This is a genomic window from Nitrogeniibacter mangrovi (genome assembly GCF_010983895.1).
GTDB lineage: Bacteria > Pseudomonadota > Gammaproteobacteria > Burkholderiales > Rhodocyclaceae > Nitrogeniibacter > Nitrogeniibacter mangrovi.
This window is the reverse complement of record NZ_CP048836.1, coordinates 2,707,037-2,726,552: the sequence shown is the minus strand read 5'-3', so window position 1 is coordinate 2,726,552 and position 19,516 is coordinate 2,707,037. Positions and strand designations below refer to the sequence as shown.

14 protein-coding genes, 2 rRNA genes and 1 pseudogene are annotated in these 19,516 nt (G+C 64.4%); 11 read left to right on the top strand and 6 right to left on the bottom strand.

Translation table 11 applies throughout. The annotated features are described in order from the left end of the window. Positions 1 to 83 precede the first annotated feature (83 nt). From G3580_RS12570 to G3580_RS12520, 11 genes and pseudogenes are all read left to right on the top strand, one after another. A 23S ribosomal RNA gene (locus G3580_RS12570) occupies positions 84 to 2,971 on the top strand. A 111-nt stretch (positions 2,972 to 3,082) separates the two neighbouring features. Beyond that, a 5S ribosomal RNA gene (gene rrf / locus G3580_RS12565) occupies positions 3,083 to 3,195 on the top strand. 184 nt (positions 3,196 to 3,379) lie between these two features. Then, positions 3,380 to 3,823, top strand: a complete 444-nt coding sequence (locus tag G3580_RS12560; RefSeq protein ID WP_217424482.1) for a DUF192 domain-containing protein — start codon at positions 3,380 to 3,382, stop codon at positions 3,821 to 3,823. Positions 3,824 to 3,973: 150 nt separating this feature from the next. Then, the gene (flhB, locus tag G3580_RS12555; protein ID WP_173766011.1) at positions 3,974 to 5,116 is read left to right on the top strand and encodes a flagellar biosynthesis protein FlhB; all 1,143 of its coding nucleotides are present in this window, start codon (positions 3,974 to 3,976) and stop codon (positions 5,114 to 5,116) included. Between the two features lie 25 nt (positions 5,117 to 5,141). After that, complete coding sequence (gene flhA / locus G3580_RS12550; RefSeq protein WP_173766009.1) at positions 5,142 to 7,238, top strand: flagellar biosynthesis protein FlhA; 2,097 nt, start codon at positions 5,142 to 5,144, stop codon at positions 7,236 to 7,238. A 144-nt stretch (positions 7,239 to 7,382) separates the two neighbouring features. After that, positions 7,383 to 8,794: pseudogene (flhF, locus tag G3580_RS12545) on the top strand (flagellar biosynthesis protein FlhF). 1 nt (position 8,795) lies between these two features. Beyond that, positions 8,796 to 9,590, top strand: coding sequence for a P-loop NTPase family protein (locus tag G3580_RS12540; protein ID WP_173766007.1), 795 nt, complete (start codon positions 8,796 to 8,798; stop codon positions 9,588 to 9,590). 145 nt (positions 9,591 to 9,735) lie between these two features. Continuing rightward, a complete protein-coding gene (locus G3580_RS12535; RefSeq protein ID WP_173766005.1) occupies positions 9,736 to 10,503 on the top strand; it encodes an RNA polymerase sigma factor FliA in 768 nt (255 codons plus the stop codon). A gap of 23 nt (positions 10,504 to 10,526) precedes the next feature. Next, on the top strand, positions 10,527 to 11,267 hold the full coding sequence (locus G3580_RS12530) for a flagellar motor protein (RefSeq protein ID WP_173766003.1): 741 nt from the start codon (positions 10,527 to 10,529) through the stop codon (positions 11,265 to 11,267). 118 nt (positions 11,268 to 11,385) lie between these two features. Beyond that, positions 11,386 to 12,231 (top strand): flagellar motor protein MotD, encoded by an 846-nt coding sequence (motD, locus tag G3580_RS12525; protein WP_173766001.1) that lies wholly within the window; start codon positions 11,386 to 11,388, stop codon positions 12,229 to 12,231. Between the two features lie 102 nt (positions 12,232 to 12,333). Then, positions 12,334 to 12,810, top strand: a complete 477-nt coding sequence (locus G3580_RS12520; RefSeq protein WP_173765999.1) for a bacteriohemerythrin — start codon at positions 12,334 to 12,336, stop codon at positions 12,808 to 12,810. Positions 12,811 to 12,876: 66 nt separating this feature from the next. Here the strand turns inward: G3580_RS12520 and G3580_RS12515 are convergent, their stop codons facing one another. The 6 genes from G3580_RS12515 to G3580_RS12490 all read right to left on the bottom strand — a co-directional run bounded on the left by G3580_RS12515 (position 12,877) and on the right by G3580_RS12490 (position 19,513). Next, positions 12,877 to 13,548: a 2OG-Fe(II) oxygenase gene (locus G3580_RS12515; protein WP_217424481.1), complete on the bottom strand. Its 672-nt coding sequence runs from the start codon at positions 13,546 to 13,548 to the stop codon at positions 12,877 to 12,879. Positions 13,549 to 13,711: 163 nt separating this feature from the next. Then, a complete protein-coding gene (gene parC, locus G3580_RS12510; RefSeq protein ID WP_173765998.1) occupies positions 13,712 to 16,066 on the bottom strand; it encodes a DNA topoisomerase IV subunit A in 2,355 nt (784 codons plus the stop codon). Continuing rightward, complete coding sequence (vapC, locus tag G3580_RS12505; RefSeq protein ID WP_217424480.1) at positions 16,063 to 16,497, bottom strand: type II toxin-antitoxin system tRNA(fMet)-specific endonuclease VapC; 435 nt, start codon at positions 16,495 to 16,497, stop codon at positions 16,063 to 16,065. Before vapC ends, parC begins: the two co-directional genes overlap by 4 nt. Before the next feature lie 5 nt (positions 16,498 to 16,502). Further along, entirely contained in the window at positions 16,503 to 16,733 is a 231-nt protein-coding gene (vapB, locus tag G3580_RS12500; protein ID WP_173765994.1) for a type II toxin-antitoxin system antitoxin VapB, read from the bottom strand. A gap of 54 nt (positions 16,734 to 16,787) precedes the next feature. Continuing rightward, positions 16,788 to 18,767 carry a DNA topoisomerase IV subunit B gene (locus G3580_RS12495; protein WP_173765992.1) on the bottom strand — a complete coding sequence of 660 codons (1,980 nt, stop codon included), beginning with the start codon at positions 18,765 to 18,767 and terminating at the stop codon, positions 16,788 to 16,790. 101 nt (positions 18,768 to 18,868) lie between these two features. Next, positions 18,869 to 19,513 carry an HD domain-containing protein gene (locus G3580_RS12490; protein ID WP_173765990.1) on the bottom strand — a complete coding sequence of 215 codons (645 nt, stop codon included), beginning with the start codon at positions 19,511 to 19,513 and terminating at the stop codon, positions 18,869 to 18,871. Between the last annotated feature and the right edge of the window lie 3 nt (positions 19,514 to 19,516).

Below are 19,516 nucleotides of genomic sequence, written 5' to 3'. Positions count from 1 at the left end.
AGGCGGGAAGCACAACCGAGGCGCTTAAAAGTTCTTCTTGTAACCGAAGTCTTTGGCCGGAAGGTCAGAGCTCAAGGTTATAGGATCAAGCGACTAAGTGCATGTGGTGGATGCCTTGGCGATCACAGGCGATGAAGGACGTGTAAGCCTGCGAAAAGCTGCGGGGAGCTGGCAATAGAGCTTTGATCCGCAGATGTCCGAATGGGGAAACCCGGCCCTTTTGGGTCATCCCGTACTGAATACATAGGTACGTGGAAGCGAACGCGGCGAACTGAAACATCTAAGTAGCCGTAGGAAAAGAAATCAACCGAGATTCCCGAAGTAGCGGCGAGCGAACCGGGAACAGCCTGTACGACTAAACCAGTAACTCAGCAAAACGGGATGGAAAGCCCGGCCATAGAAGGTGATAGCCCTGTATGCGAAGGGTCGCTGGCGGGTCTGAGCGTACGACAAGTAGGGCGGGACACGTGTAATCCTGTCTGAATATGGGGGGACCATCCTCCAAGGCTAAATACTCGTGATCGACCGATAGTGAACCAGTACCGTGAGGGAAAGGCGAAAAGAACCCCGGGAGGGGAGTGAAATAGATCCTGAAACCGCATGCATACAAACAGTGGGAGCCCCTTCGTGGGGTGACTGCGTACCTTTTGTATAATGGGTCAGCGACTTACGTTCAGTTGCAAGCTTAACCGAATAGGGGAGGCGTAGCGAAAGCGAGTCTGATAAGGGCGAATGAGTAGCTGGATGTAGACCCGAAACCAGATGATCTATCCATGGCCAGGATGAAGGTGCGGTAACACGCACTGGAGGTCCGAACCCACTAATGTTGAAAAATTAGGGGATGAGCTGTGGATAGGGGTGAAAGGCCAAACAAATCTGGAAATAGCTGGTTCTCCCCGAAAACTATTTAGGTAGTGCGTCGTGCGGACACTTCCGGGGGTAGAGCACTGTCATCGTTGGGGGGTCACTGCGATTTACCCCGCGATAGCAAACTCCGAATACCGGAAAGTGATACACGGCAGACAGACAGCGGGTGCTAACGTCCGTTGTCAAGAGGGAAACAACCCAGACCGCCAGCTAAGGTCCCAAATGATCAGTTAAGTGGTAAACGAGGTGGGAAGGCACAGACAGCTAGGAGGTTGGCTTAGAAGCAGCCACCCTTTAAAGAAAGCGTAATAGCTCACTAGTCGAGTCGTCCTGCGCGGAAGATGTAACGGGGCTCAAACTGATAACCGAAGCTGCGGATGCGTGCTTGCACGCATGGTAGGGGAGCGTTCTGTAAGCCTGCGAAGGTGTCTCGTAAGGGATGCTGGAGGTATCAGAAGTGCGAATGCTGACATGAGTAGCGATAAAGGGTGTGAAAAGCACCCTCGCCGAAAACCCAAGGTTTCCTGCGCAACGTTCATCGGCGCAGGGTGAGTCGGCCCCTAAGGCGAGGCAGAAATGCGTAGTCGATGGGAAACAGGTCAATATTCCTGTACCGATTTTAGATGCGATGGGGGGACGGAGAAGGTTAGGCCAGCCGGGTGTTGGATGTCCCGGTTCAAGCGTGTAGTCGTGCCTGGTAGGCAAATCCGCCGGGCTTAGATGAGACGTGATAACGAGGATTCATTGAATCCGAAGTGGTCGATACCATGCTTCCAGGAAAAGCCTCTAAGCTTCAGTCTAAAATCGACCGTACCGCAAACCGACACAGGTGGGTAGGTTGAAAATACCAAGGCGCTTGAGAGAACTCAGGAGAAGGAACTCGGCAAATTGACACCGTAACTTCGGGAGAAGGTGTGCCCCTTGTATGTGAAACCCCTGCGGGTGGAGCAGAAGGGGGCCGCAGAGAATCGGTGGCTGCGACTGTTTATTAAAAACACAGCACTCTGCAAACACGAAAGTGGACGTATAGGGTGTGACGCCTGCCCGGTGCCGGAAGGTTAAGTGATGGGGTGCAAGCTCTTGATCGAAGCCCCGGTAAACGGCGGCCGTAACTATAACGGTCCTAAGGTAGCGAAATTCCTTGTCGGGTAAGTTCCGACCTGCACGAATGGCGTAACGATGGCCACACTGTCTCCTCCTGAGACTCAGCGAAGTTGAAATGGTTGTGAAGATGCAATCTCCCCGCGGCTAGACGGAAAGACCCCATGAACCTTTACTGCAGCTTTGCATTGGACTTTGACGTCACTTGTGTAGGATAGGTGGGAGGCTTTGAAGCGGGAACGCCAGTTTCCGTGGAGCCAACCTTGAAATACCACCCTGGTGTCGTTGAGGTTCTAACCTTGGTCCGTGAATCCGGATCGGGGACCGTGCATGGTGGGCAGTTTGACTGGGGCGGTCTCCTCCTAAAGGGTAACGGAGGAGTACGAAGGTCTCCTAGGTACGGTCGGACATCGTACTGATAGTGCAATGGCAAAAGGAGGCTTGACTGCGAGACCCACAAGTCGAGCAGGTGCGAAAGCAGGTCATAGTGATCCGGTGGTTCTGTATGGAAGGGCCATCGCTCAACGGATAAAAGGTACTCTGGGGATAACAGGCTGATTCCGCCCAAGAGTTCACATCGACGGCGGAGTTTGGCACCTCGATGTCGGCTCATCACATCCTGGGGCTGTAGCCGGTCCCAAGGGTATGGCTGTTCGCCATTTAAAGTGGTACGTGAGCTGGGTTTAAAACGTCGTGAGACAGTTTGGTCCCTATCTGCCGTGGGCGCTGGAAGTTTGAGAGGGCCTGCTCCTAGTACGAGAGGACCGGAGTGGACGCACCTCTGGTGTACCGGTTGTCACGCCAGTGGCATCGCCGGGTAGCTAAGTGCGGAAGAGATAACCGCTGAAAGCATCTAAGCGGGAAACTCGCCTCAAGATGAGACTTCCCTCGTGACTCGATCACGCTCAAGGGTCGTCCAAGACCAGGACGTTGATAGGTCGGGTGTGGAAGCGCAGTAATGCGTTAAGCTAACCGATACTAATTGCCCGTGAGGCTTGATCCTATAACCTTGAGAACTAATAATTACGCCTCAATGCAATCACACACGTGATTCACATCCGATTTCTTCCAGTTGCGCTCCGACAGTCAAATACTGTCAGAGCAAAAGTCAAAGTCTGACGACAATAGCGTTCCGGAACCACCCCTTCCCATCCCGAACAGGACCGTGAAACGGAACCGCGCCGATGATAGTGCCCATACGGGTGTGAAAGTAGGTCATCGTCAGACTAACAAACAAAAACCCCGCCTCATCAACACGATGACGCGGGGTTTTTTATTGCGCGGAAAATACGAAAGGAAGTGATCCGTTGCCGGGAGGCTTCCGAAATCGTCGACAGTACGCGCGTGAAGTTTTCAACAGGGGCAGACTGACGTAAGCTGTGCTCCCCTGCTGCTGGACGACTCACTTCGTATGCGTGCTCTTCGCCCGTACTGCTTTTCCATTCTGTGCCTGCTCGTGTCGACCGTGGCGTACTGCGACGAAGCTCGTGTCGAACTCTTTGCCGGAATGTTCAGGATTTCTGCGGAGGTGGCCAGCGACTATTCGTCACGCGCCCTCGGCCTGATGAACCGATCGGTCATGCCGAAACACGAGGGCATGATCTTCGTGTATCCGGACAAGGGCTTGCACTGCATGTGGATGAAGGACACGCTCATTCCACTGTCTGTCGCATTTCTCGACGACAACGGCGAGATCATCAACGTCGAGCGGATGTCGCCGCAGACCGAGACCAGCCACTGTGCCAAGGCGCCGGCGCGGTTTGCGCTCGAAATGAATGCTGGATGGTTCGAATCGAAAGGTCTCGGCCCCGGCACGAAGATCAAGGGCGTTGGCTCGTTGCCCAAGGGGCGCTGATACGCTCCGTTCAGGTCGAACGTGACGCCTCGCCGGAATTGGGGCGTTTTTTCCGGGTTTATCTACACGGCTGACTGACCTCGGCGGTTCGATAATGCGATCAGTTGCCGTTCCGTGCGATCGGCTCTGAATGCATGACCGGAGCGTCACGTGGCCGAAGAGAGCGATCTCGAGAAGACCGAACCACCATCACCACGACGGTTGGAGCAGGCCCGCGAGGAAGGGCAGGTTCCGCAGTCGCGCGAGCTGTCGACCTTTTTGATCATGATGGCGGGTGTGACGGTGATGTGGGTCATCGGTCAGTGGCTGTCCGGACGCGTCGTTTCCATGGTCAAGATGGGTCTCGTCTTCGATGCGGCAACCGCCAAGGACACGACGCGCATGGTGCTCGAGCTGCGCGAGATTCTCACCGATGCGCTGTTGACCGTCATGCCGCTGTTTCTGGTGCTCATGGTCGCCGCGGTGGGCGCTCCCATCCTGATGGGAGGGCTGGTGTTCGCGCCCAAGGCCTTGCAGCTCAAGCTCGACCGCCTCGATCCGCTCAAGGGCTTGGAGCGCATGTTTTCGGTGCACGGCCTGGCTGAACTGGTCAAGGCGCTGCTCAAGGCGATCCTGGTGGGTGGGGTGGGGGCTTGGTCCATCTGGCGCGAAAAGGACCATATGCTGGCGCTGATGACCCAGCCGTTGAACGTGAGTCTCCCGGATTTCGCCCAGACCGTATTGTTTTCTTCCCTGCTCGTGGTCACCAGTCTGGCCTTGCTGGCAGCGCTGGATGTCCCGTTCCAGCTCTGGCAATACAACAACAAACTGAAGATGACCCGCGAGGAGCTGCGTCAGGAGCAGAAGGAGAGCGAGGGTGATCCACAGCTCAAGGCGCGGGTGCGCAACGCGCAGCGCGAGATGGCCCGTCGACGCATGATGGCCGAGGTGCCGAAGGCGGACGTGGTGGTCACCAACCCGACACATTACGCTGTGGCGTTGCGCTACGACGCGGCAAAAATGGGGGCGCCGGTGGTCGTGGCCAAAGGCGCCGATGCGGTCGCGCAGAAAATTCGCGAGCTGGCCAGGGAGCATAAGGTCCCCCTGCTCGAGGCGCCGCCGCTGGCGCGGGCGTTGTTTCGGCACTGCGACATAGAACACGCCGTTCCCGCAGCGCTGTACACCGCAGTGGCCGAGGTGATGGCCTACGTGTATCAACTCAACCACTGGCTCGAAAACGGCGGCCTGCCGCCAGTCGAGCCCTCCGAACTGCCGGTTCCGTCTGACATGGATCCGGGGCCGACGCCTGCCTGAGTGGGCCACTTGGTGAAGAAATTCGATGGATAACGCATTCAGCCTGCGCTCCCTGATGTCTCCCAACGCGCTGCGGCAGATGGCCGCGCCGATCCTCATCGTCATGATCCTGGCGATGATGGTGCTGCCGCTGCCAGCGTTCCTGCTCGATCTGTTCTTCACCTTCAACATCTCCATGTCGATCATGGTGATGCTGGTGTCGATGTACACCCGGCGGCCGCTCGACTTCTCCGTATTCCCGACGGTGTTGCTGGTGACCACCTTGCTGCGTCTGAGCCTGAACGTGGCTTCGACGCGGATCGTGCTGCTCGAGGGCCATACCGGTCCCGACGCTGCGGGCAAGGTGATCGAGGCCTTCGGTCACTTTCTCGTCGGCGGCAATACCGCGGTGGGCCTGGTGGTGTTCACGATCCTCACGGTGATCAACTTCGTCGTGATCACCAAGGGTGCGGGGCGCATCGCCGAGGTGAGCGCCCGCTTCACCCTGGACGCCATGCCCGGCAAGCAGATGGCCATCGACGCAGACCTGAATGCGGGTCTGATCGACGACAAGGAGGCCAAGCGACGGCGCGCCGAAATCGGCCAGGAATCCGACTTCTACGGCGCCATGGACGGTGCGTCCAAGTTTGTGCGTGGTGACGCGGTCGCGGGCATTCTGATCCTGTTGATCAACGTGGCGGGGGGCCTCATCGTCGGGGTGATGCAGCACGACATGGCCTTGTCCCAGGCGGCCGAGAACTACACTCTGCTGACCATCGGTGACGGCCTCGTGGCGCAGATCCCGGCGCTCATCATCTCGGTGGCGGCCGGTCTCGTGGTCTCGCGCGTCGGCGACGAGGGCGAGATCGGCGGGCAGGTCGTGCGCCAGGTGTTCGCCAACCCGACGATCATGATGCTCACCGCCGCCATTCTCGGTGTGCTGGGTCTGATCCCCGGCATGCCGAATCTGGTCTTCATCCTGCTTGCCTCGATCTTCGGCGGGCTGGCCTGGTGGCGCATGAAGCATCCGCCGGAAAAAGAAGAGGAGGTCAAGAAGCCGACGCCCGAGGCCGTTGCCCAGGCCACCGAAGCGTCGCAGGAGGCCAGCTGGAACGACGTATCGCCGGTGGACGTGCTCGGCCTGGAAGTCGGCTACCGGCTCATTCCCATGGTGGACAAGGCCCAGGACGGCGAGCTGCTCAAGCGCATTCGCGGGCTGCGCAAGAAGTTCGCGCAGGAGGTGGGCTTCCTCGCCGCGCCGGTGCACATCCGCGACAATCTCGAGCTCAAACCCAATGCCTATCGGGTCGCCCTCAAGGGGGTCGAAGTGGGCAGCGGCGAGGCATATCCGGGCCAGCTGCTGGCGATCAATCCGGGGCGCGTCGCCGGCACCCTGTCCGGGCGCGAGACGACCGATCCGGCTTTCGGTCTGCCGGCGGTGTGGATCGACGCGGGCCAGCGCGAGCAGGCCCATGCGCTCGGTTACACGGTGGTGGACGCCAGTACCGTCGTCGCCACGCACCTGAACCACGTGATCCTGGAGCATGCGGCGGAGCTGCTCGGGCGCCAGGAGACGCAGGCGCTGCTCGATCATATCGGCAAGGACTCGCCCAAGCTGGTCGAGGATCTGGTTCCCAAGCAACTGCCCATCGCCACCGTCCAGCGGGTGCTGCAGAACCTCCTCGAAGAGGGCGTCAACATCCGCGACATGCGTACCATCACCGAGGTGCTCGCCGAGCATGCGCCGCATGTCCAGGACGCCCTCGAACTCACCTCCCGGGTCCGCCAGGCCTTGGGCCGCGCCATCGTCCAGGGGCTGTTCCCGGGCGATGCGGAGGTACAGGTGCTCGCTCTCGATCCGACCCTGGAACGGGTGCTCATGCAGGCCGTGTCGGCGGGCGGTGGCGAAGGCGGCGCCATCGAGCCGGGGCTTGCGGATACCCTGCTCAAGCAGACCATGGCACTGGCCGAACGCCAGGAGAGCACGGGGCTGCCGCCGGTGCTGCTGGTGCCGGCGCCGCTGCGCTGGTTGCTCTCGCGCTTTCTGCGCCGATCGGTGCCTTCCCTCAAGGTGGTGGCCAATACCGAGGTGCCGGAAAACCGCATGATCCGCGTCACCGGCATGGTCGGGGCGGCCGGCTGAGACGACACCCGGCAAAAGCTGCCGGCAAGAAATAAGGGGGCAGTTCCCCTTTATTCCTCCCTTTTGCTTGACGGGGCGCTCCCCATAATGAAGCCATGAAACGCACGTCCGCGATGCGGACGAAAAAAGGCTTCGGAGAGCCCCATGAACGTCAAGCGCTACTTTGCCCAAACCGCCCGCGAGGCCCTTCGCCAGCTCAAGGAAGAGCTCGGCGCGGACGCAATCGTGCTGTCGAACCGCTCCGTCAACGGCGGTGTCGAGATCGTCGCGCTGCCGGCCGATGCGGTCGACCTGCTGCATCAGGCCGCGGCACCCAAGCCCCAGCCGCCGGCGCGCCCCAAGGTGCAGGCGCCGGTGCCGCCGCCGGTGGTGAATGACGAGGAAGACGAGGCGGGCGATTACCGGCTTCAGCTGAGCGCGGCACGCCGTCGGGCACCGGCGGCCGAGTCGGCTATCCGGCCCTTCAACCCGCCGCGGATCGAGACGCCGAAACCGGCACCGCGGGCGGCCGCGCCGGTCGCCCGTGCGGCGGCACCCGAGCGGGCTCGAAAGCCGGCACCCGGCGCCGGCGTGGTCGAGCCGAAGGGCATCGAGGAGTCTGCCCGCATTCGCGAACTGCAGGCCGCCAATCAGAAACTCATGGACGAGATGTCGGGTATCCGCGGCATGCTCGAACGGCAACTGGCGGGCTTCGCCTGGGGGAGGCCGGTCGTCAGGCGCCGGCCCGCACGCGCATCATCGGTGAGTTGCTCGAGTCCGGATTCTCCGCGCAACTGGCGCGGACCCTGAGCGAGGCGGTCGAGGCCGAAGCCGAGCTCGCCGCCGCCCGCGCCGCCGTCAAGACAGCGCTCAACCGGAGTCTGCGCGCGCTGTCGAACGATGCCGACGTGATCGACCGTGGCGGTGTCTACGCCCTGGTGGGCCCCACCGGCGTGGGCAAGACCACCACCGCCGCCAAGCTCGCGGCGCGCTGCGTGGTGCGCCACGGAGCCGACAAGCTGGCGCTCATCACCACCGACGGCTACCGGATCGGGGCGCACGAACAACTGCGCATCTATGGCCGCATCCTCGGCGTGCCCGTCCATGTGGTGCGCGATGCCGCCGATCTGCGCCAGACCCTGGCGGAACTCAGGAACAAGCACATGGTGCTCATCGACACCGTCGGCATGAGCCAGAAGGATCGCATGGTGGCCGAGCAGGCCGCGATGCTGCTCGGTGCCGGCAACGTGAAGCGTCTGCTGCTGCTCAACGCCACCAGTCGCGGCGATACGCTCGACGATGTGGTGCGCGCCTACGATGGTCCCGATCTGGCCGGCTGCATCCTCACCAAGGTGGACGAGGCGGCGGCCCTGGCGCCCGCCCTCGACGTGGCGGTGCGGCACGATCTGGAAGTCTTCTACGTGGCCAACGGGCAGCGGGTGCCGGAGGATCTGCACCTGCCCAACCGGGCCTATCTGCTGCACCGCGCGCTCAAGGGCGTGCCCGAGGATTCGCCCTACCATCTCGGGAATGATGAAGCCGGCCTGCTGATGGCCGCTGCCGGGGCGGGGGTCTGAGGTGATCGACGGTCGCGAGGATCAGGCGGCCGGCCTACGCCGGCTCTTCCGCAAGGCGCCGCCGACCGTGGTGGCACTGTTTTCCACCGGCCACCATGCGCCGACTTCGGCCGCCCGTGCCATCGAGCGCATCGGCCATCAGGCGCACCGGGTACTGGTGCTGGACGAAGCGGCCGGCGCGGCCAGTCTCGGTGCGGTCTGGGGGCATCCGGCCTCGGGGGATCTCCTCCTCAGTCTCGACGATCGCCAGCCGGTCGAATCACTCGTGCTCCCCGTGGACGGCTTGATGGGACGGCTGCCGGTGACCGCCGCCGCGATGGCGCTGCCGCTGCTCGACGACGAGCGGCGCGATCGCCTGCTCGGTGCCATCCGGGCCTTGCAGCGCCGCACCCGGTTCATGCTGGTCCACGCCTCGGCGCAGGCGCTGGACGCGCCGTCACCGTTCGTGTTTGCCGCGCCCCGGCGTCTGTTGGTGGTCGAAGCCACCGGCCGTGGCGTGACCGAGGCCTACGCCTGCCTGAAGTCCCTCGCGGCGCTGGGCGCCGGTGCGGTGCACGTGGCGGTGGCCCGGGCCCGGGATCGAAGCGACGCGCAGGTCATGTTCGCCCGTCTCGAGGCGCTGGTGCGCGAGCGGGTCGGCATTCCGCTGGCGTGGGTCGGTGAGGTCGAGCGCGACGATCTGGCCGCGGCGCTGCTGCAAGACGCCGGGCGGACGCCGCCGGCCGAAGCCGAGGCTGCCTTTTTGCGCCGCCTGCAGGGCTGGAGGCAAGGGGGGCTGACCGCACTTCGGGTGTGAGCCGGGGAAATGCGGGGAATAATTTCGCCTTTTCTCCTCGCGAAATTGCAGGGGAGGGTGGACAATGGGAACCATCGGGCTTCATGGCTCCGGCCAAGAAGCAAATTGCGCCCCGCGCGGGGCATGAGAATGGACAGGTCAGCGAATGTATACCGCATCCGGCACTCTTGATCGGGACCAGCTGGTGACGCACTACGCGCCGCTGGTCAAGCGCATCGCCTACCACCTGATGGCCAAGCTGCCGGCCAGCGTGCAAGTCGATGACATCATCCAGAACGGCATGATCGGCCTGCTCGACGCCATCAGTCGCTACGAAGAAGGGCTGGGCGCGCAATTCGAGACCTATGCGGTGCAACGCATTCGCGGCGCCATGCTCGACGGCCTGCGCGAGAACGACTGGCTGCCGCGCAGCCTGCGCCGCGACATGCGTCGCATCGAAGGCGCCATCCACGAGCTCGAACAGCGCCACGGCCGACCGCCCACGGAGCGGGAACTGGCCGGCGCCATGGACATGGAACTGGCGGACTACCAGAAGATGTTGCAGGACGCCCGCGGTCACCAGCTGGTCTATTTCGAAGATTTCACCGAGGACAGCGACGACGACTTTCTTGAGCGCCACGCCGCCGGGCACGAGGGCGATCCGCTCGATGCGCTGCTCGACCAGAACATGCGCGATGTGCTGGTCAACGCCATCGACGATCTGCCCGAGCGCGAGAAACTGGTGATGGGCCTGTACTACGAGGAAGACCTCAACCTGCGCGAGATCGGCGAGGTGCTCGGGGTGTCCGAATCGCGCGTGTGCCAGCTGCACAGCCAGGCCGTCGCGCGGCTGCGTTCGCGTATCCACGGGACCAAGGGGGCGCCCAAGGCGCGCCGCGGCCGCCCGCCCAAGCATGCCAACAAGGCCGCGTGAGCGGCCCCTGAGCGAACCGGTCCATGGACAGCATCAGCCTCATCGGCCTGACGATCGGCGTGGCCGCCATCCTGGTGGGCCAGGTGGTCGAGGGCGGTCATATCGCCTCCCTGATCCAGCCGACCGCCTTCATGATCGTCATCGGCGGCACCCTCGGGGCGGTGATGCTGCAAAGCCCGCTGCGCGTCTTCAAGGACGGCGTGGGCATGATCAAGTGGATTCTCATACCGCCCGAGGTGTCCCACAGCGCGATGATCCAGCAGATCGTGGGCTGGAGCAACGTGGCCCGGCGCGAGGGCCTGCTGGCGCTCGAAAGCCAGATTGAACAGCTCGAGGATCCGTTTGCCCGCAAGGGCATCGAACTGCTGGTCGACGGTGTCGAGCCCGAGCGCCTGCGCGAAGTGCTCGAAGTGGAGATCGACGCCTGGGAGGCGCGCATGAAACTGGGCGCCAAGATCTGGGAATCCGCCGGCGGCTACGCGCCGACCATCGGGATTCTCGGGGCGGTGATGGGGCTGATCCACGTGATGGAAAACCTGTCCGACCCTTCTAAGCTGGGGGCCGGCATCGCGGTGGCCTTCGTGGCGACCATCTACGGCGTCGGGTCGGCCAACCTGGTGTTCCTGCCCGCGGCCAAGAAGCTGCTGGCGCACATCCAGCGCCTGGTGGCCCAGCGCGAGCTGCTGGTCGACGGCCTGGTCGGCATCGCCAACGGCGACAACCCGCGCATCGTCGAGCGGCGGCTTCAGGGCTACGACGTCTAATCGTTGCGGCCGGCTATCGCCGGGTTCAAGGCTGCATTCAAGGCGCGGCCCCGGCAGCCGTTGATATCTCCTGAGACTGCCGATCCGGCACCCCCCGCCTGTCAACGCAAGGATCCCCATGGGACGTCGCCGCAAGGAAGCCGAGGAGCATGAGAACCACGAGCGCTGGCTCGTCTCCTACGCCGACTTCATCACCTTGCTGTTCGCCTTCTTCGTCGTCATGTACTCGCTCAGCTCCATCAACGAGGGCAAGTACCGGGTGCTGTCCGACTCCATCGTCCAGGCCTTCCGCAGCATCAGCGTCAATACTAGCGGGCGCCAGATCATCGTGCCGCAGATGGCGGTGCCACCGGTGCCCGGGCTGTCCAAGCCCAAGGTGGACGATGCGCGCCAGAAGGCGCGCGAGGCGGCGGTCAAGCGCATGCGCAACATGGCCGACGAAATCCGGCGGGTGCTCCAGCCGCTGGCCGAAGGCGGGCAGGTGAGCGTCACCGAAGGGGCCAACGGCATCAAGGTGGAGATCAACGCCGAGGTCCTGTTCGCACCCGGCGAGGCCGACCTGGGGCCGTCGGCGATCGCCGCGCTCGATGCGGTCGCCCGGGTGCTGGCCCCGGCCGAATTTCCCATCGTGATCGAGGGGCACACCGACAACGTGCCGATCAATACCTACCGGTTCCCCTCCAACTGGGAACTGTCGGCCGTGCGCGCCTCGAGCGTGGTGCGCCTGTTCGTGGCCAACGGCGTCGATCCGGCGCGCCTGACGGCCGCCGGCTACGGTGACCAGCGCCCGGTGGCCAGCAACCTGACCGAGGAAGGGCGCTCGCGCAATCGGCGCGTGACCTTGCTGATCGAGTCCATGCTGGCCGAAGACGAACCCCCGCCGCCGGTGCCGTTGCGACGCAACGATCCGATCCGCAGCATCCTCCCGGCTGCGCAGGCCCCGGTCGAAAATCCTGTCAATTGAGGCGGAAAAGTCCGTATCCGGTGGCAGCATTGACGCCGATCAAGTCCTGTCTGGCCAGGACGCCTAACATGCGCGTCACAGATTGTTACATCCGGGGGCAGCATGAACGACGACCTATTCCAGTGGTCCGACGGCTTCAGCGTCGGCGTCCAGGAGATCGATGAGCAGCACAAGGAGCTGGTCGATCTGCTCAACCAACTCCATACCGCGATCATCGAGCACCATGGCTCGGCCACGTCGCGGCGGATCCTGGACGAGCTGGCGGACTATACCAAGACCCACTTCTCGGTCGAGGAGTCGCTCATGCGGGTCTCCAACTACCCGGATTTCGACATCCACAAGCAGAACCACGAAGACCTGATCGGCCAGGTGGTGGCCCTGCAGGAGAAGCTCGACACCGGCGAGGCCAAGATCACCTTCGAACTGCTGCACTTCCTCAAGAAGTGGCTCACCAACCACATCAACGAAGCCGACAAGCGCTTCGGCGCCTATTTCGCGGGCGTGGGTGGCTCGGCCCAGTGGGCGCCGCACGTACGCGATTCGATGGAGAAGAAGAAATGGTGGTGGAAGTTCTGGTGAGCCGGGCTCACGCGGCCGCCAGCCGGTGGTCGCGCTGACCGTTCGGGCCGCGCCTGCGCCGCCACCTCAGCGCGGCGGATCGACCCGGTCCGCCGTCGATGCGTTCACCCGGAACCAGCCGGCGATGCTGTAGCGGTCTTGCCGCGCCGGCAACACTTCGTGGGGAAACTCCTCGCTGAGGAACACCGCCAGGGTCCCCAGGGCCGGTTCGATGCGCGCGATCGGCTCATGGCCGTGCTCCGGGTACAGCAGCATCTGTCCGCCGTCGCTGGGCAGCCAGTCCGGGTTCAGATAGAGCACCGTGGTCAGGATGCGGTTCGCCTGGCCACGGAAGGCATCCACGTGCCGCTTGTAGAAGGCCCCCGGGGCATAGTGGGCATAGTGGGCCTCATAGGAAAACAGCCCCAGGAACAGGCGCCGGTTCAGGTGTTCGCGCAGAGCGTCGGCCCAGCGCAACCATTGGGCGTCGCCCGGGTCGCCCATGTCGAGCCAGCGGATCTCGTCGCGGCGCACGAAATTATTGTGCATCTGGTCCTGCGCGCGGCCGATGGCGGCGGGGCTGAAATCCTGTCCGCTCAGGGTCTCGATACGACCGCACAGGGCATCGGTCAGCGTCGAGTCGACGGCATCGGTGATGACGGCATGGCCGTCGCGGATGAGCGCCTCGGCAATGGTGTCGAAGATGGCGGTCCGGTCGGGGGGATCGGTCGGCGGGCAGGCGCCCAGCGGTTCAGCCACGGTCGTGGCTCCAGGCGCAGCAGGCGGTCATGATCGATGGATTCCTTCACCGCCGGGTCATCCGGGTCGGATGACATCGCCAGGCGGCGCGCGATTCTAGCGCGCCGCGTGCCCCGGTGGCATCAAATATTTCGATCGATCATGGGGTCGAACACGATACTCCCTAACGCGCGCCGGTGGGCTTGATCTTCTGTGGCAGGGTCATGCCCTTGCGTGCGCGTCGATGGCGCCACAGTTCGCGCTGGCTTGGCTTGACGGCCAGGGTCGTCTCGCGCCCGCCGCGGCCGGTGCCGAGCACCTGCAGATCGTCCTCGTTGCCGGGCACGGCGACGGCCGCCAGCGCGGCGTCCTTGTCCAGCCCCATGACGATGATGCCGCGCCCGCCGGCCTGTTCCTTCATCTCGGTGACCGGGAAGACGAGCACGCGGGCGTTGTCGGCGATCGCGCACACCCAGTCGCCGCGTACCGGCGTGGGGCTGAGCACCTTCTCGCCCTTTTCCAGCGTCATGAAGGCCTTGCCGGCGCGCTGGCGGGTCATGGCGTTGGCGATCTGGCAGATGAAGCCGTAGCCGCCCGAGTTGGCGAACAGGTAGCGGGTGTCCGGATGAGCGGAGACCGCCTGGGCCAGCTTGGCGCCGTCCTGGAAGTCCACCAGGGTGGTGATCGGGGTGCCGTCGCCGCGCCCGCCGGGCAGGTCGCTGACCTTGACGGTGTAACCGCGGCCCTTGGTGTCCACCACGATGAGCGGCCACACGCTGCGGGTCTCGATGAGCAGGAAGCCGGTGTCGCCGGTCTTGTAGTTGATGCTCGCCGCTTCGATGCCATGGCCCTGGCGGGCCCGCACCCAGCCGTTCTTGGAGATGATTACGGTCACCGGCTCGTCGGCCACCTTGATCTCGGCGGCCGCCACCGGCTCGACCGATTCGATCAGGGTGCGGCGCTCGTCGCCGAACTTCTTCGCGTCTTCGTTGATTTCCTTGACGATCAGCCGGGTCATGGCGGCGCGGCTGTCGAGCAGGTGCTTGAGGCCGTCGCGTTCTTCCTGCAGCTTGGCCAGCTCCTGCTCGATGCGGATGCCTTCGAGGCGGGCCAGCTGGCGCAGGCGGATCTCGAGGATGTCTTCGGCCTGCACCTCGGTCAGGTTGAAGTGGGCGATGAGGTCCGCCTTGGGGTCGTCCGCCTCGCGGATCACGCGGATGACTTCCTCGATGTTGAGGAAGGCGATCATGCGGCCTTCGAGGATGTGGATGCGCCGCTCCACTTCGTCGAGCCGGTGGCGGGTGCGGCGTTCGACGGTCACGTAGCGGAAGTCGACCCACTCGCGCAGGATCTGCACCAGATGCTTCTGCTGCGGCCGGCCGTCGCGGCCGATCATGGTCAGGTTGAGCGCGGTGGTGGTCTCGAGGCTGGTGTGGGCCAGCAGCACCGCCATGAACTCGTCACGGCCCTGGCGGCTGGAGCGCGGCTCGAGCACGATGCGCACCGGGGCCTTGTCGGAGGATTCGTCGCGCACCGTGTCGAGTACGCCGAGCACCAGAGTCTTGAGCTGTTTCTGCTCCTGGGAGACGTCCTTTTTGCCGGCGCGCGGTTGCGGGTTGGTGAGGGTCTCGATCTCGGCCAGCACCTGGGCGGTGGACACGCCGTGCGGCAGCTCGTCCACGATCACGCGCCACTGGCCGCGTGCCAGGTCCTCGATGCGCCAGCGCGCGCGCACCCGCAGGGAACCACGGCCGCTGGCGTAGGCCTCGCGGATGGTGGCGGCGGGTGAAATGAGCTGGCCGCCGCCGGGGAAGTCCGGCCCCGGCAGGATCGCCATGACCTCGTCGAGGGACGCTTCCGGGTGCTTGATGAGCAGGCAGGCCGCCTCGGCCACTTCGCGCAGGTTGTGCGAGGGGATCTCGGTGGCCATGCCCACCGCGATGCCCGAGGCGCCGTTCATGAGCACCATCGGCAGGCGCGCCGGCAGCAGCGCCGGCTCCTCGAAGGCGCCGTCGTAGTTGGGCACGAAGTCCACCGTGCCACGGTCGATCTCCGAGAGCAGCAGCTCGGCGATCGGGGTCAGGCGGCATTCGGTGTAGCGCATGGCGGCGGCAGAGTCGCCGTCGCGGGAGCCGAAGTTGCCCTGGCCGTCCACCAGCGGATAGCGCAGGGAGAAGTCCTGCGCGGTACGCACCATGGCGTCGTAGACCGAGCTGTCGCCGTGGGGGTGGTACTTGCCGATCACGTCGCCGACCACGCGGGCCGACTTCACATGCTTGGCGTCGGCGCGCAGGCGCATCTCGTTCATGGCGAACAGGATGCGGCGCTGCACCGGCTTCATGCCGTCTTCCACCTGGGGCAGGGCGCGTGACTTCACCACGCTCATGGCGTAGGCCAGATAGGCGCGCTCGGCGTAACGATCCAGGGGCAGGGCGTCGCCGTCCATGGGCGGTTCGTCGCCGTTGCCGGGCGGCGCCGGCGGGGGCGCTTCGTCCATGGTCGGTGTTTCGTCGAACAGATCGAGGGAGTCGTTGCTCATGCGGATGTTCCAAGATACGAGGCCGGCGGCTCGCTCACGCCTTGCTCGGCCCAGTTTTCAATCAACAGATCGTCGACGCGCTCGAATGCGCGCGTGTTGTTGGTCACCAGGGTGCAGCCGAGCGCGCGGGCATGGGCGGCAATCTGGAGGTCGTACGGCCCGATGGGCGTGCCGCGCTGCTCGAGCTGGTGGCGGATGCGGGCATAGTGGCCGATGGCGGCCTCGTCGAAGGGGGCGATCTCCAGCGGCAACAGAAAGGTTTCCAGTGCCTGCCGGTTGCGCGCCGACCCACTCCTCTCGACGCCGTAGGCCAGTTCCATTGCGGTGATCGTCGAGACGCCGATCTCGCCCACCGAATGCGCGTCGAAGCGGCTGCGCACGTGGGTAGGGCGGTGATTGATGAGGTAGATGCAGATGTTGGTGTCGAGCATGTATCTCACGGATCGAGCGCCTCGCGTGTCTGCATGGACGGTTGCTCACGCTCGATGGCGAAGCCCGCCTCGAAGGCCTCGAGCCCGTCGAACAGGGTTTTCCAGCCGTGACGCGGCAGCAGCACCACCGCGTCGCCCACGCGCTTGATGAACACCTCGTCGCCTTCGAAGCGGAATTCCTTGGGCAGACGGACCGCCTGGCTGCGGCCATTGATGAAGAGCTTTGCGGTATCCATGGCGTGGTGCTCGATGTGGAATATATCGTCAGTATATATCTCGGCCCGGGCGCGTCAAATGTCGGCTTCGACCGTATCGCCTTTCTCTTCCATCCAGGCGCGTCGGCCCGAGGCTTCGCCCTTGCCCATGAGCAGGGTGAACAGGCGGACGGTCTCCTCCATGGCCTCGGGGCGCACCTGCACCGGCAGCACGCGGCGGGTGGCCGGGTCCATGGTGGTCTCGCGCAACTGCTCCGGGTTCATTTCGCCCAGGCCCTTGAAGCGGCCCACCTCGATGGCTTCGGGCTTGAAGCCTTCGCTCACCATGCGGTCGCGGATCGCGTTGAGCTCGCCGTCGTCCAGCGCATACAGCCGGCGGGCCGGCCGCTTCTTGCCCTGGGCGGGTACGTCGATGCGGTACAGCGGCGGTTGCGCCATGTAGATGTGGCCCTGTTCGATGAGCCGCGGGAAATGGCGGAAGAACAGGGTCAGCAGCAGGGTCTGGATGTGGGCGCCGTCCACGTCGGCGTCCGACATGATCACCACCTTGCCATAGCGCAGGCCGGAGAGATCGGGCTGTTCGTCCGGGCCGTGGGCGTCCACGCCCAGGGCCACGGCGATGTCGTGGATCTCGTTGTTGGCGTAGAGGCGGCCGGCGTCCACCTCCCAGCTGTTGAGCACCTTGCCGCGCAGCGGCAGGATGGCCTGGGTCTCCTTGTTGCGGGCCAGCTTGGCGCTGCCGCCGGCCGAATCGCCCTCCACCAGGAAGATCTCGTTGTCGTCGATGTCCTCGCTCTCGCAGTCCGACAGCTTGCCCGGCAGCACGGCGACGCCTGAGGACTTCTTCTTCTCCACCTTCTTGGCGTTCTTCTGTCGGGCGGTGGCGGCGCGGATCGCCAGCTCCGCAATGGCCTTGCCGGCCTCCACATGGTTGTTGAGCCAGATTTCGAAGGGGTCGCGCACCATGCCGGAGACGAGCTTGACCGCCTCGCGGGAATTGAGCTTCTCCTTCACCTGGCCCTGGAACTGCGGGTCGAGCAGGCGCGCCGAGAGCACGAAGCTCATGCGGTTGCACACGTCGTCCTGCTGCAGCTTGAGCCCGCGCGGCAGCAGCGCATGATGTTCGATGAAGCTCTTGACCGCCTCGAACACGCCGGCGCGCAGGCCGGATTCGTGGGTGCCGCCGGCCACTGTCGGGATGAGGTTCACATAGGATTCGGAGGCGATCGCCGGATCGAACCAGCCGAAGGCCCAGGCGGCGCCTTCGCCGTTGGCGAAGTGCTCGTCATCGGCGGCGGCATACTTCTCGCCGGTGAACAGCGGCGCCACCGGGTCGATGTCGCCGGCCTGCTCGGCCAGGTACTGCGCCAGGCCGCCCGGGTAGTGCCATTCCTTGCGCGCGAGGCTGCCGTCGGGCTGTTCTGTCTCCAGGCGCACTTCCACGCCCGGCAGCAGCACCGCCTTGGAGCGCAGCAGGCGCTCCAGCTCGGCCATGGGCGCACGGGGGACGTCGAAATACTTGGGATCGGGCCACACCTTGACGGTGGTGCCGGTGTTGCGCTGGCCGCATTCGCCGATCTGCTCCAAAGGGCCGATCTTCTCGCCGCCCTCGGCGAAGACGATGCGATGCACCTTGCCCTCGCGCTTGACCTCGACCTCGATGCGCTGCGACAGCGCGTTGGTGACCGCCACGCCGACCCCATGCAGGCCGCCGGAAAAGGCGTAGGCCGAGTTGCCTTCTTTCTTGTTGAACTTGCCGCCCGCGTGCAGGCGGGTATAGGCCAGCACCACCACCGGCACGCCTTCTTCCGGATGCAGTCCGACCGGAATGCCGCGCCCGTCGTCCGCCACCGTGATCGCGCCGTCGCGATAGACGGTGACCGAAATCCGCTTGGCCTGACCGGCGAGCGCCTCGTCGGCGGCGTTGTCGATCACCTCCTGGATGATGTGGGCGGGGGAGTCGGTGCGGGTGTACATGCCCGGTCGTTCGCGGACCGGTTCGAGCCCCTTGAGGACGCGGAATGAGGATTCGTCGTAAGTCTTGTTACTGGCCATGCTGACTCGTCAAAAGCGTTCGGGCGAAGCTGCCGGCGACAGGCGCCGGGGCCAAGCATAGCGGCTTTTCGCCACGCGTGGCGGCCATCGGGCGGGTGGGCTCAGTCGATGGCCGGGGAATGGCCGGTTTCAAGCCCGAGCTGTACGAGAAACTGGCGCATGAAGGTCAGCCGCCCGGCTGCCTCGGTCCGGGCACTGGCGGTGTGCAGGGTCGCGCCGATGGCGAACAGCTTGCGGTAGAAGTGGTCGATGCAGAAGTGGGCGTCGTCCGGCTCGCGTTGCACGCAGAACGGGTCGTCTGGTGCGTACAGCGGCCGCCCGATGGCGCCGCCGGTGAGCAGGCAGCGGGCGATGCCCACGGCCCCGAGGGCGTCGAGCCGGTCGGCGTCCTGGACCACCTGCGCTTCGAGCGTCGTCGCGGCGATGCCGGCGCTGAAGCTGTGCGCCTCGATCGCATGGGCGATGGCGCCCAGGCGGGGTTCGGTGACGCCGTGTTCGCGCAGGAAATCGCGCGCCATGGCGGCGGCCTGTCGCGACGCGAGGTGGCGTTCCGGATGGTTCTTGGGCAGGCTCACACAGTCGTGCAGCCAGGCGGCGGGGATCACGACCTCGAGATCCGCGCCTTCTGCCTGTGCCAGCCGCCGCGCGGTGTCGACGACGCGCTGGACATGCGCGAGATCATGGGCCGGATCGGCGTCGAGCCGGGCGGCGATGAAGGTGCTGAGGAGGGATTCGTCGGGTGTCATGGC